At 69.8% G+C, this 12,873-nt stretch carries 11 protein-coding genes; 3 read left to right on the forward strand and 8 right to left on the reverse strand.

Going from position 1 to position 12,873, the window contains the following annotated elements; translation table 11 throughout:
- Positions 1-100 precede the first annotated feature (100 nt).
- Positions 101-961: an SDR family oxidoreductase gene (locus ACZZ98_RS02030; protein WP_463514717.1), complete on the reverse strand. Its 861-nt coding sequence runs from the start codon at positions 959-961 to the stop codon at positions 101-103.
- Between the two features lie 107 nt (positions 962-1,068).
- Here ACZZ98_RS02030 and ACZZ98_RS02035 point away from each other — a divergent pair, with 107 nt between their 5' ends.
- On the forward strand, positions 1,069-1,449 hold the full coding sequence (locus ACZZ98_RS02035) for a winged helix-turn-helix transcriptional regulator (RefSeq protein WP_463514718.1): 381 nt from the start codon (positions 1,069-1,071) through the stop codon (positions 1,447-1,449).
- 1 nt (position 1,450) lies between these two features.
- On the opposite strand, the gene ACZZ98_RS02040 is transcribed toward ACZZ98_RS02035, so the two are convergent.
- Positions 1,451-2,371 carry a phosphatidylinositol-specific phospholipase C/glycerophosphodiester phosphodiesterase family protein gene (locus ACZZ98_RS02040; protein ID WP_463514719.1) on the reverse strand — a complete coding sequence of 307 codons (921 nt, stop codon included), beginning with the start codon at positions 2,369-2,371 and terminating at the stop codon, positions 1,451-1,453.
- 136 nt (positions 2,372-2,507) lie between these two features.
- Here ACZZ98_RS02040 and ACZZ98_RS02045 point away from each other — a divergent pair, with 136 nt between their 5' ends.
- The gene (locus tag ACZZ98_RS02045; protein ID WP_463514720.1) at positions 2,508-5,912 is read left to right on the forward strand and encodes a pyruvate carboxylase; all 3,405 of its coding nucleotides are present in this window, start codon (positions 2,508-2,510) and stop codon (positions 5,910-5,912) included.
- Between the two features lie 73 nt (positions 5,913-5,985).
- Positions 5,986-6,159: a CsbD family protein gene (locus ACZZ98_RS02050; RefSeq protein ID WP_380085296.1), complete on the forward strand. Its 174-nt coding sequence runs from the start codon at positions 5,986-5,988 to the stop codon at positions 6,157-6,159.
- 62 nt (positions 6,160-6,221) lie between these two features.
- Here the strand turns inward: ACZZ98_RS02050 and ACZZ98_RS02055 are convergent, their stop codons facing one another.
- The 6 genes from ACZZ98_RS02055 to ftsE all read right to left on the reverse strand — a co-directional run bounded on the left by ACZZ98_RS02055 (position 6,222) and on the right by ftsE (position 12,718).
- Positions 6,222-6,746, reverse strand: a complete 525-nt coding sequence (locus ACZZ98_RS02055) for a type 1 glutamine amidotransferase domain-containing protein (RefSeq protein ID WP_463514721.1) — start codon at positions 6,744-6,746, stop codon at positions 6,222-6,224.
- A gap of 166 nt (positions 6,747-6,912) precedes the next feature.
- Complete coding sequence (locus ACZZ98_RS02060) at positions 6,913-8,856, reverse strand: DUF2207 domain-containing protein (protein ID WP_463514722.1); 1,944 nt, start codon at positions 8,854-8,856, stop codon at positions 6,913-6,915.
- A gap of 45 nt (positions 8,857-8,901) precedes the next feature.
- Positions 8,902-9,396, reverse strand: a complete 495-nt coding sequence (smpB, locus tag ACZZ98_RS02065) for an SsrA-binding protein SmpB (protein ID WP_380085299.1) — start codon at positions 9,394-9,396, stop codon at positions 8,902-8,904.
- A gap of 113 nt (positions 9,397-9,509) precedes the next feature.
- Complete coding sequence (locus tag ACZZ98_RS02070) at positions 9,510-10,859, reverse strand: peptidoglycan DD-metalloendopeptidase family protein (protein WP_463514723.1); 1,350 nt, start codon at positions 10,857-10,859, stop codon at positions 9,510-9,512.
- Between the two features lie 258 nt (positions 10,860-11,117).
- Positions 11,118-12,023: a permease-like cell division protein FtsX gene (gene ftsX, locus ACZZ98_RS02075; RefSeq protein WP_380085301.1), complete on the reverse strand. Its 906-nt coding sequence runs from the start codon at positions 12,021-12,023 to the stop codon at positions 11,118-11,120.
- Complete coding sequence (gene ftsE / locus ACZZ98_RS02080; RefSeq protein WP_463514724.1) at positions 12,020-12,718, reverse strand: cell division ATP-binding protein FtsE; 699 nt, start codon at positions 12,716-12,718, stop codon at positions 12,020-12,022. The genes ftsX and ftsE overlap by 4 nt, the downstream gene beginning before the upstream one ends.
- Between the last annotated feature and the right edge of the window lie 155 nt (positions 12,719-12,873).

Raw genomic sequence — 12,873 nt, forward strand, 5'->3', positions numbered from 1 at the left:
CTGAGGGGGCTCATCCCACGCTGTTCAGTTGTGTCGTCGAACTCTACCTGTCAACGCGCGGCGGCCCCGAATCAATTCCGTGTCCGGCACCGGTCACGGATCAGGCCAGGGCCGACTTCAGAGCCTGCGCCAGCGTCGTGGTCGGGCGGCCGATGAGGCGTGAGAGGTCCCCCGACTCCGTGAGCAGGGCGCCGTGCCTGATTCCCTCGTCGCTCGACGCCAGGACCTGGGCGTAGCCCTCGGGGAGACCTGCATCGACGAGCGCGGCGGCGTAGTCGTCCACGGACAGGTCGCGGTAGGTCACCTGCGTGCCGGACTGCTCCGACAGCGCCGCGGCATACTCGCCCAGCGTGAACGCGGCGTCGCCACCGAGCTCGTAGACCTGACCCGCGTGACCGTCCTGCGTGACGACCGCCGCAGCGGCTTCGGCGAAGTCGGCCCGGGTGGCAGCGCTGATCCGGCCCTCGCCGGCCGCGCCGAGGACGGCACCGTGCTCGAGCTGCACGGGGATCTGCCCGGTGTAGTTCTCGAGATACCAGGAGTTGCGCAGGAGCACCGTCGGCAGTCCGGACGCCGTGAGCGCGTCCTCGGTGGCCTTGTGCTCAGCGGCCAGACCCAGCGACGAGGAGTCCGCCCGGACGATGCTCGTGTAGGCAACGAGATCCACGCTGGCCCGGGCGGCGGCGTCGATGACGTTCTGGTGCTGGCCTGCTCGCTTGCCGACCTCGCTCGACGAGATGAGGAGCAGCCGGTCGATCCCGACGAGGGCAGCGTCGAGAGAGGCCGGGTCGTCATAGTCTCCGACGCGCAGCTCGACCCCACGCTCGGCGAGGTCCGTGGCCTTGCCCGGGTCCCGCACGAGGGCGGCGACGTCGGCGGCTGCGACACCGCGGTCCAGCAGGGAGTCGATCGCGAGGCGGCCGAGCGCTCCGGTGGCGCCGGTGACGAGGATGGTGGTCATGGTTGAGGCCTTTCGAGGTGGTGGCTGTGGGGCTGACACCCGGAGAACGACCGACACCGGGCCATACTTCCCAGAAGTTAGTACCCACTTTGAAGTAAGGTACCTACATGAAAGTGAGTACCCCTCTGCGCGAGCTCTTCCCGGACGCCGTCTTCGCAGCGGGCTGCCCGAGCCGCACCGTCCTCGACCACGTCATGAGCAAGTGGGGCCTCCTGGTGCTCCTGGCTCTCGGCGACGGGGAGCCCCTGCGGTGGAGCGAGCTGCGCCGGCGCGCCGAAGGGGTGAGCGAGAAGATGCTCGCCCAGACCCTGCGGACCCTCGTGGCCGACGGGTTCGTGCTGCGCGACGCACGACCGGTCGTGCCGCCGCACGTGGAGTACTCGCTCACTCCTCGTGGGCTCGAGCTCGCCGCGCTGCTCAACCCGCTCATGGTCTGGGTGGTCGAGAACGCCCCCGACATCCTCGAGGATGCGGCCGCCGCGTCGTGAGTCAGGCGGCGCGAGCGGCGCTCTGCTCAGCCGGGTCCTCGGCGAGGAGGAAGCGCTGCAGTCCGGCGAGGTCGTCGGTGTTGAGGACGTCGACGTCGGCGGCGACGAGCTCTCGCCACAGCGCCTCGCGGTTGGGCAGGGCGAGGTCGGGCGTGGCCCAGAAGCGCACGTCCTGCCCGCGGGCGTGGGCCGTCGCGACGATCTCGTGGAGCCTGGCCCGCTCCCCCGCCGGCATCTCGCCGACGCCCCGCCAGGTGAAGAACTTCGTCCAGTTGTCGCTGATGAGCGGCACGATGCCCGCATCCAGCGGCCCACCGAGGTCACTCATCCGACCGTCGTAGAACGAGAAGCGAGTCGTCGCGGCCTGCATCGCGGCGAGGTCGCGGTTGCCGGAGATGACTGCGGTCACGGCGCGCTCGTGCACGCGCCCCTGGCGGGACGCGGAGAACAGCTGTGGGTATGCCGCGAGCTGCCGGTCGATGACCGGCCACGCTGCCGGGCCGTTGCTCTTGACGTCGATGAGGAGGCGGAAGTCCTCGCGCCACCGCGGGTGGATGGCGCCGCCGTTCTCGCGGAAGCGCCGGGCCAGCGGCTCGAGATAGGTGTTGGTCAGGGTGCGGCTGAGATCGGGGCCGTCATGCCCGAGATAGAGCTCGCCGTCGACGAGCCAGACGTCCGCCTCGGCCGAGGTGAAGCCGTGGTCGAGAGCGTCGAGCAGCGGGCGGTCATGCTCGTAGTCGTTGTGTGCATGAGCACGCTCCAGCGGCTGCACGCTCGAGCGTGGGGCCGGTGCGGCAACGGCGCTCACGCCCGCCGGGGAGGGCGTCGACACGGAGGCGGAGGCGACCGGGCCGGTGACGAGACCGGCGCCGAGCAGCGCGGTGAGGAGGACGGCTGGGCGGGCGAACGGCATACGAGGCATGTCCGACACCCTGCCCCTCCCGGGTGAACCGCGCGCGTCGAGAGGGCTAACAGGTCCGGACTCTGAGCAGACCGTCTCACCCCGTGAGCGGTCACTACGATCGAGGCACGTTTTCGTCCCCAGCTGGAGGTATGCCGTGTTCCGCAAGGTCCTCGTCGCCAACCGAGGTGAGATCGCCGTGCGGGCCTTCCGCGCGGCCACCGAGCTGGGGGCCAAGACGGTCGCCGTCTTCCCCCACGAGGACCGCAACTCCGAGCACCGGCTCAAGGCCGACGAGTCCTACCAGATCGGCGAGGAGGGTCACCCGGTCCGGGCCTACCTCGACCACGAGAGCATCGTGCGGGTCGCCCTCGACTGTGGCGCCGACGCGATCTACCCCGGCTACGGCTTCCTCTCCGAGAACCCGCTCCTGGCCGAGGAGTGCGCCGCCCACGGCATCACCTTCGTCGGTCCGCCGCCCGAGGTCCTGCACCTCACCGGCAACAAGTCCAAGGCCATCGCTGCCGCCCGCGCGGCAGGACTGCCGACGCTGCGAGGGTCCGAGGCCGGGACCGACCTCGACGCGCTGGAGGCGGCCGCCGCGGACATCGGCTTCCCGTGCTTCGTCAAGGCCGTCTCGGGTGGAGGCGGCCGTGGCATGCGACGGGTGGCCGACCCGGGCCAGCTGCGCGACGCACTGGAGGCGGCTCAGCGCGAGGCCGACGCGGCCTTCGGCGACCCCACGCTCTACATCGAGGAAGCCGTCGTCGACCCGCGGCACATCGAGGTCCAGATCCTCAGCGACGGCACCGGGACGACCGACGGTGACGCGGGTGTGCTCCACCTCTTCGAGCGCGACTGCTCGGTGCAGCGCCGGCACCAGAAGGTCGTCGAGATCGCTCCGGCACCGGGCCTCGACCCCGCGGTGCGCGAGCAGATGTGTGCCGACGCGGTGCGCTTCGCGCGCGAGATCGGCTACGTCAACGCCGGCACCGTCGAGTTCCTCCTCGGCAAGGACGGACGCTACGTCTTCATCGAGATGAACCCTCGCATCCAGGTCGAGCACACCGTCACCGAGGAGGTCACCGACATCGACCTCGTCGTCTCCCAGCTGCGGATCGCCTCGGGCGAGACGTTCGAGGACCTCGACCTGCGGCAGGAGGACATCGTCGTCCGCGGGTTCGCGTTGCAGTGCCGGATCACCACCGAGGACCCCTCCAACGGGTTCCGTCCCGACGCCGGCACGATCACCGTCTATCGCTCCGCCGGCGGTGGTGGGGTGCGGCTCGACGGTGGCACGGTCTTCGTCGGCGCCAAGGTCTCGGCCCACTTCGACTCGATGCTCGTCAAGCTCACCTGTCGTGGACGGAGCTTCCCCATGGCAGTGCGACGGGCGCGAAGGGCGTTGGCGGAGTTCAGGATTCGCGGTGTGTCCACCAACATCCGCTTCCTCGAGGGAGTCCTCGCCGACCCACAGTTCCAGGCAGGCGAGGCCACCACGTCATTCATCGACGAGCGCCCCGGGCTGCTCACCGCCCGCACCCCAGCAGACCGCGGGACCAAGCTGCTCACCTATCTCGCGGACGTCACCGTCAACCAGCCGCACGGCCCGGCCCGCACCAGGGTTCGGCCCCGCACCAAGCTGCCGGCGCTCGACCTCGACGCCCCCGTGCCGCCCGGCTCACGTGACCTGCTGCAGCGGGTCGGTCCGGTGGAGTTCGCACGGCAGCTGCGCGAGCGCACCGACGTCGCCGTGACCGACACGACGTTCCGTGACGCCCACCAGTCGCTGCTCGCGACCCGGATGCGCACCCGCGACCTGCTCCACGTCGCCGGCCACGTCTCCCGCCTCACCCCCGAGCTGCTGTCGATGGAGGCCTGGGGCGGAGCGACCTACGACGTCGGTCTGCGGTTCCTCAGCGAGGACCCCTGGGAGCGGCTCGCCCTCCTGCGCGAGGCCATGCCCAACATCCCGCTGCAGATGCTCCTGCGGGGACGCAACACCGTGGGCTACACGCCCTACCCGACCCGGGTCACCGACGTCTTCGTCCAGGAGGCGGCCCGCACCGGGCTCGACATCTTCCGGATCTTCGACTCGCTCAACGACGTGAGCCAGATGCGCCCGGCCGTGGAGGCCGTGCTCGCCACGGACACCGCCGTTGCCGAGGTGGCTCTCTGCTACACCGGCAACCTCAGCGACCCCGCCGAGCAGCTCTACACGCTCGACTACTACCTCCGGCTGGCGGAGCAGATCGTCGAGACCGGCGCGCACGTGCTGGCGATCAAGGACATGGCCGGGCTGCTGCGCGCACCCGCCGCGCGCACGCTGGTCACGGCCCTGCGCGAGCGCTTCGACCTGCCCGTGCACCTCCACACCCACGACACGGCCGGTGGGCAGATCGGCACGCTCCTCGCCGCCATCGACGCCGGGGTGGACGCGGTCGACGCCGCCTGCGCCGCCATGGCAGGGACCACGAGCCAGCCGTCCCTCTCGGCCCTGATCGCTGCGACGGACGGCACGGACCGGCCCACGGGGCTGGACATCGACCACGTCTTCGCGCTGGAGCCCTACTGGGAGGCCGTCCGTCAGCTCTACGCCCCCTTCGAGTCCGGCCTGCCCTCCCCCACCGGCCGGGTCTACTTCCACGAGATCCCCGGTGGGCAGCTCTCGAACCTGCGCCAGCAGGCCATCGCCCTCGGGCTCGGCGACCGGTTCGAGGACATCGAGGACATGTATGCCGCCGCGAACCGCATCCTCGGCAACCTGGTCAAGGTCACCCCGAGCAGCAAGGTCGTCGGGGACCTCGCGCTGGCCCTGGTCGGAGCCGGAGCCGACCCGGACGACTTCGAGGAGAACCCCACGAAGTACGACATCCCCGACTCGGTCATCGGCTTCCTCGAGGGTGAGCTCGGCGACCCTCCCGGGGGCTGGCCCGAGCCGTTCCGGACCAAGGCCCTCCGCGGACGCGGGCGCAAGCCCCGCGTGACCGACCTGACGCCCGCGCAGGAGCAGGCCCTCGACGTCAGCCCGCGCGGCGCACTCAACGAGCTGCTCTTCCCAGGCCCCACGCAGGACTACCTGACGTCGAGGGAGCGCCACGGCGACCTCTCCGTGCTCGGAACGGTCGAGTTCCTCCACGGGCTCGACCAGGACCGTGAGTACGAGGTCGAGATCGAGGCCGGCAAGCGACTGCTTCTCGGGGTGTCGTCGATCGGCGACGCCGACGCCAAGGGCATGCGCACGGTCATGTGCACGCTCAACGGCCAGTTCCGCCCGATCACCGTGCGCGACAGCGCTGTCAAGGTCGACGTCAAGGCCGCCGAGAAGGCCGAGCCGGGCAACTCCCGGCACGTGCCCGCGCCCTTTGCCGGGGTCGTCACCCCGGTGGTCGCCGAGGGCGCCACGGTCGAGGTCGGCGACGTGGTGGCGACGATCGAGGCCATGAAGATGGAGGCCAGCATCACCGCACCGAGCGCTGGCACCGTCGAGCGCCTCGCCATCGGTGGTCACCAACAGGTCGAGGGCGGAGACCTTCTCATCGTCCTGAAGGGTCTAGCCTGAGAGGGCACCGAAGCGTCAAGACGCGGCGCTGGCTCGGTGCAGATCATCATCCGCACAACCAAGGAGACTCACCATGGGTATCGGAGACAAGATCGAGAACATGAAGGACGACCTCAGTGGCAAGGCCAAGGAGGGCACCGGCAAGGCGACCGACAACGAGCGCCTCGAGGCCGAGGGTCGCACCGACCAGTCCAAGGCGGACCTGAAGCAGGCCGGCGAGAAGGCCAAGGACGCCTTCAAGAACTGAGTCGCACGTAGCCAAGGCCGGTCACCCCGCGGGTGACCGGCCTTCGCTGTGTCGAGGCGGCCTCAGCCCAGCGCGTCGAGCAGCGCCTTGGTGAAGGCGGGGATGTCGTCGGGGTTGCGGCTGGTGATGAGGTTGCCGTCGACGACCACCTCCTCGTCCTGCCAGGTGGCGCCTGCGTTGCGTAGGTCGGTCTGGAGGCTGGGCCACGAGGCGAGGGTCCGGCCCTCGACCACGCCCGCCTCGATGAGGGTCCACGGCGCGTGGCAGATGGCGGCCACGGGCTTGCCCGACTCGACGAACGCCTTGACGAACGCCACGGCGTCCTCGTCCATGCGCAGCGCATCCGGATTCGCGACGCCGCCGGGCAGGACGAGAGCGTCGAAGTCGTCGACCGACGCCTCCTTCACGAGGCCGTCGACCGGGCGGGTCTCCGCCTTGTCGAGGTGGTCGAAGGTCTGCACGGTGCCCGGCTCGGTGCTCAGCAGCGTGGCTGAGTGCCCGGTGTCGGTCACGGAGTCCCAGGGGTCGGTGAGCTCCACCCGCTCGATGCCCTCTGGTGCGGTCAGGAATGCGATCTTCTTGGTCATGCCACCCAGCCCATCACGGACGAACGGTGTTCGGCACCTCCGGAGGGGTGAAGAGGGTGCGGGCGGAAGTCTCGAGTATCGCGATGCGCGCGTTTGCGACGAAGGAGCAACTGAGCGTGCATTGCGATACTCGAGACTTCCGACGTGGTGCGTGCGCGAGGAGCGGCTACCAGGAGCCGCCGCCACCCCCGCCGCCGCCTCCGCCGGAGAACCCACCGCCGCCGGAGAAACCCCCGCCGCCGAGCCCTGAACCGCCGGACGAGCCAGGGGTGGAGACGAACGTTCCGGCGGCCTGCGTCGAGAACGAGTCCATGCTCGTGGCGACGTGGCCGAAGTTCCAGCCGGTCATCGGCCCGAGGTACCAGCTCGGGGCAGCGATGACGTGGCCCGCCGCGGCAGCCGCCGAGGCCACGTCCTCGAAGACGGTGGCCCAGCGATCGGCCAGGCCGAAGACGATGGCGTAGGGCAGGAACTTCGAGAAGACGTCCTGTGCCTCCTCCCACCGGATCTGGTTGGCCTCGGCCGTCGCGATGTACTGCTCGAATCCCCTGGACTGGGCCAGGACCGCGCTGCCCTGCGCCGTGCGGGAGGCCATCCGGCGGCCCAGCGCCTGCACGAGGAGCCCGGCGACGACGAGGCCGATGCCGAAGACCCATCCCATGGCCACCAGCCCACCGCCCCCGAGCCCACCGAGCGCTGACGTCAGGAAGAAGAGGGCGAGGGCACCCAGGATGAGCAGGACGATCCCGAACCCACTCCACGCGGAGCGCTGCGCATCGGGTGAGCGGCGGAACCAGTGGCGCTGCACGGCCTCGGTGTACATCATCCCCTGCACCTGCTTGAGGGTGCCGGCGAAGGTGTTCTTGAGGGCGGAGAGCCTGGTCTCGTCACCGGAGGCGAACACGCCGTCGAGCAGCTGCTGCTCGTAGGGCGCCAGGGCCGCGGCGCCGGCCGGCGGCGTGGCCCGGCGCAGGATCCAGTCGTCGCTGCGGAAGCGCCCCTTCTCCTCGGCGGTGAGGGTGAGGTGTCCCCGGACGGCCAGGTCGATGAGAGTGGCCGTGACGTCGACGACGTCGGCCTTCTCGTCCATGATCGTGCCGACCATTCCCGGCTGGACTCCCGCCGGTGGCGTGAACTGCACCGCCACGGTCGGGGCGCTCCCCCGCACCACGGGCACGCTCTCACCAGCGCCGGGCGAGAGTCCCGGGGTCAGTCCGGCATACACCTCGTCGCGTCCACGGGTCCAGACGAGCACCCCCATGAGACCACCGGCGAGCAACGGGATGAGCACGCCGCCACCGGCCAGTGCCGCCCCGAGGTACTTCTGCTGGTCCGGGCTGAGCGAGGGCCCCGGGTCGCCATAGCCTCCACCGAAACCGCCGTCGGCCTCGGCATCCCGCAGGTCCGGGGTGAGGTCACCGAAGGCCGTGCGTGGCCACGAGACGACGATCGTCGCCCCCTGACCGGGTGCGATGTCGGGGACGGTGAACGTCGACGTGGCCCCCGCGGTGCCGGTGCAGGTCGTGTCCTCCTGGAGCGCGCCGTAGTAGCAGGCGACCTTCGTCGCGGGGACCGGGCCGGTGACCTCGGCGCTCACGTCGCGGTAGACGTACTCGTTGGAGGGGTCGATGTGGTTGTAGTAGAGCTCGGCGGTGCCGTCGCCGATGTCGTTGACGACGTTGTCGAGCGTGTAGGACAGGACGTAGTCGTGCACGCCCTCGACGGTCTCGTCGGCGTTGCCGATGCGCACCTGCTCATAGGCGCCGAAGTCCGAGATGTCGGTGTCCGTCGGTGCCCCGGTCGGGGAGGTCACCTCGACGTCGGAGAGCTCGTAGTGGCGGTACTGGGTCGTGGACTCCTGGTAGCCGGCGCGCACCTGGATCGTGCGATAGATGCCGTGGCGTTCCTCCCCTTCGGGGAAGTCCCAGCGGATGCGCTGGGTGACCTGCATCGACCCGTCCGGCTGCACGGCATACGAGACGTTGAAGCGGGTGGCGTCGTCGTCCGTCGGCACGAAGCCGACGACCGAGGCCGGTGTGGCGTCGCCGCCGACCCCAGGTGCCGCCAGGGCCGCTCCCACCGGGACGCAGCCCAGCACCACCACTGCCATGGCACCGAGGCCAACCCACCAGGTCCGAAGCCGACCCCTCACGAACTACCCCCTGCTCGTGCCGAGCGCGCGCTCGGTCTCACGACGATCCTGGCGTTCCCGCAAGGTCTGGCGCTTGTCGTACTCCTTCTTGCCCTTGGCGATGGCGATCTCCACCTTGGCGCGGCCGTCCTTGAAGTAGAGCTGCAGCGGGACGATCGTGTGGCCGCTCTCGCGGGTCTTGTGGGCGATGCGGTCCAGCTCCTTGCGGTTGAGGAGGAGCTTGCGCCGACGCCGCGGCGTGTGGTTGGTCCAGGAGCCGGAGAGGTACTCGGGGATGTGGACTCCCTCGAGGAACAGCTCGTCACCGCTGAAGCTGGCCCACCCGTCGACCAGCGTCGCGCGACCCATGCGCAGGGCCTTGACCTCGGTGCCCATGAGCACGAGCCCGGCCTCGAACGTGTCCTCGATGAGGTAGTCGTGCCGCGCCTTCTTGTTGCTCGCGATGAGCTTGCGCCCGTCGTCGACCTTGGCGCTCTTCTTCTTGTTGGCCTGTGCCACGACGCTCACCTCCTCGAGTCAGTGCGACACGCTACTGCAGCGTATGCCGTGTGCGCGCGTGCCTTCGGCCCGCACCCGCGGCGTCGTTGGTCCCGCCCCAAGCCCCGACGCGGTCAGAGGTAGTTGCGCGGGTCGACGAAGGTGCCGTCCTCGTAGACCTCGAAGTGGAGGTGGCAGCCGGTGGAGTTGCCGGTCGAGCCCTCGTAGCCGACGACGGCGCCCCGCGAGACCCCACCCGAACCGACGCGGATCCGCTGCAGGTGGTTGTAGGTCGTCGTCAGGTGCACTCCGTTGATGACGCCGTGGTCGACGATGACGCGGTTGCCGTAGCCGGAGTTGTAGCCCGACTCGATGATGGTGCCCGCGGCCGCGGCCCTGACCGGAGTGCCGCAGGGCGCCGCGTAGTCGCGACCGCTGTGCAGCCGCCACTCCCGCTGGATCGGGTGGAAGCGCATGCCGAACTCGGAGCTGATCCGGCCTCCGCTCGGAGCGCTGAGCGGACCGCCGCTGGGCGGTGCGGGGGGCGGCGGCGGTGCAGCCGGGCCTCGAGGCGCCGGCCGGTTGTTGTTGTTGCGTGCCGCGCGATCCGCCGCGGCGGCCGCGGCTGAGGCCCGGGCCTCAGCGGCACGTGCCGCAGCCGCGCGTGCCGCAGCCGCTGCCTTGGCGCGAGCGTTGGCCGCGGCAGCGATGCGCGCGGCCTTGAGGGCGGCGGCGGCGCGGGCCTTGATGACGGAGCTGAGGCGCGCCGACTCGGCCTGCATCTGAGCGAGCCTGGCCTTCTCGGCGATCGACTGGGCCCGGACGGTAGCTGCCTGGGTGGTCTGCTGGGCGGCCAGGGTGTCGAGCGCCGTCTTGGCCGCAGTGGCCTCGTCGCGGGCGGAGTTGGCGGCGGCGAGTGATGCCTCGGCCTTGCGCTTGGCCTTCTCGGAGTCGGCACGCAGCGCTGAGAGGTGGTCCTCCTGCGCAGTCTGGCTGGCCCTGGCCGTCGCGAGCGCCACCATCGACTGGCCCTGCAGGTCCATCACCGTGCCGATGAGGGCGATGCGGTCCGCGAACTGCTGCGGACTCGTCGACGTCATGGCCATGTCGAACTCGCCGAAGCCCTGCTCCTGGTAGATCTGTGCGGCGAACTGCGCCACCTCGTCGCGGCTCTCGCGGATCTGCGTGGTCGTGGACGTCAGCTCGTCCTGCGCCTTGGTCTCGTTGGCCCGGGCGACCTCGAGCTCCTGCGTCGCCATGGCGTTGGCGGTCTCGGCGCGAGCTGCGGCGGTCTGCGCCCGGGTCAGCGCGGCCTGCGCGGCCGGCAGCCTGGCCTGGGTCGCCTGCAGGGCCGTGTATGCCGCCGCCAGGCTCGAGTTGGTCTCGCTGAGATCCTCGCGCAGCTGGTTGATCTGCGAGTCGACCTTGCGCTTCTGCTGACCGGGGTCGGGGTCAGCGCCCTGGAGCGCTGAGACGGGAGCCACGAGAGCAAGGGAGCACGCGAGCGCCACCGAGACACCGGCATACCGGCGAACGGAAGCGGATCGAGGCGCAGGGGTTCGCCACATAGTCACCATTGGTAACACGAGTCACCTCCGAATGGAACCTCCCCCGCCGGGAAGCTTCTCCTGCCCGTCGTCTCTCCTGCGTCCGCAGAGGTGGTCGGGAACTCGACCATTGTCGCGGACGCAGGGGTCGGACCGCAGGCGATTGGCGGGTGCGGGCGCACTGGCAGAGATGGCTCAGACCCGCAGGTAGCGGCGCAGGGTGACCACGCTCGTGAGGACCGCGATGAGGATGACGCCGCCGAAGAGCCACGGTGTCAGCGACCAGACGTCACCCGCCCCGATGAGGGCCTGGTTGAGCACGACCTGGTTGAAGCCCAGGTTGAAGATCAGCCGCAGGCCGAGCCACAACGCACCGACCGCCAACCCCACTCCGAGTGTGGCGACCACGAGCATCTCGATGATGAACGGCATCCGGATGGTCCAGTTGGACGCCCCCACGAGCCGCATGATGCCGATCTCGCGCCTGCGGATGAAGGCCGCCTGCCGGATCGTCGTCGCCATGAGCAGCGTCGCGCAGATGACCATGAGGCCGGCGAGGAAGACCGAGAACACGGTGATCCAGTTGATGATCTGGAAGAAGCGTTTGAGGACCTTCTCCTGGTCCTGGACGCTCGCGACGCCCGGTGCGCGCTCGAACTGGCTCGTGACGACGGCATACTTCGTCGGGTCGCCGAGCTGGACGCGGAAGCTCTGCGGGATGTCACCCTGCTGGACGTTGCCGGTGATCGGGCTGTTGCGGAACTGCTCCTTGAAGCGCTCGAAGGCCTCGGCCTCCGACTCGTGGAAGACCTCCTTGACCTCGGGCATGGCGCGGAGCTGGTTCTCGATGCTCTCCTCCTGCGCCGTGGTCGCAGCCTGGCCCTGGCAGTTGGGCTGGAGGGAGGACTCGGCGCACAGGTAGATCGACACCTGGATCCGGTCGTACCAGTAGCCCTTCATCGTGTCGGCCTGCTTCTGGGCGAGCAGGCCCATGCCGAGCAGGAACATCGACACCATCGTCACGAGGATGACCGAGAGCGCCATGGAGAGGTTGCGGCGCAGTCCCGACCAGACCTCGCCCGCGATGAAGCCGGCCTTCACTTGTCCACCTCCAGAGCCAGGTAGGTCGCGTCCTCGGCGTCGCGCACGACCACGCCGTCGTCGAGCTGGACGACCCGGCGACGCATCTCGTTGACGGTGTCCGCGTCGTGCGTCGCCATGACGATGGTCGTGCCCGCGCGGTTGATCCGGTCGAGCAGGTGCACGATGTCGAGGCTGATCTTGGGGTCGAGGTTTCCGGTGGGCTCGTCGCACAGAAGGATCTGCGGCTTGTTGACGACCGCCCGGGCGATGGCGACGCGCTGCTGCTCGCCACCGGAGAGCTGGTGCGGGAGGCGCTTGCCCTTGCCCTCGAGCCCGACCATCTCCAGGGTCTCGGGCACGAGCTGGCGGATGGCCGACGTCGGCTTGCCGATGACCTGGAGCGCGAAGGCGACGTTCTGGTCGACGGTCTTGCCGGGGAGGAGCCGGAAGTCCTGGAACACCGCGCCGATCCCCCGACGGAAGCGTGGGACCTTGCGGGTCGACAGGGTCCCGAGGTCCTGACCGGCGACGAGGACGGCGCCGGAGGTCGCCTTCTCCTCGCGCAGGGCGAGCCGGAGCATCGTGGACTTGCCGGACCCCGAGGGGCCGACGACGAAGACGAACTCGCCGCGCTCGACGTTGACGGACACGTCGACGAGCGCGGGGCGGGTCGACCTCGGATAGACCTTGGTGACGTTGTCGAAGCGAATCATGCGCTGGGGTCAGGCCTCACGGCTCGGGGAAGGGTGCCTGTCGAGCATAGGTTCCGGACCTGTGGCCCGAGTGCACCCCTGAGCAGAACGGCGTGCCCGGATGGACTCCGGTGATGAAGTTGCTTGATGCAACCAACGGGTGTTCAATGGTTGAC

The sequence above is a fragment of the Knoellia sp. AC549 genome (assembly GCF_979258975.1).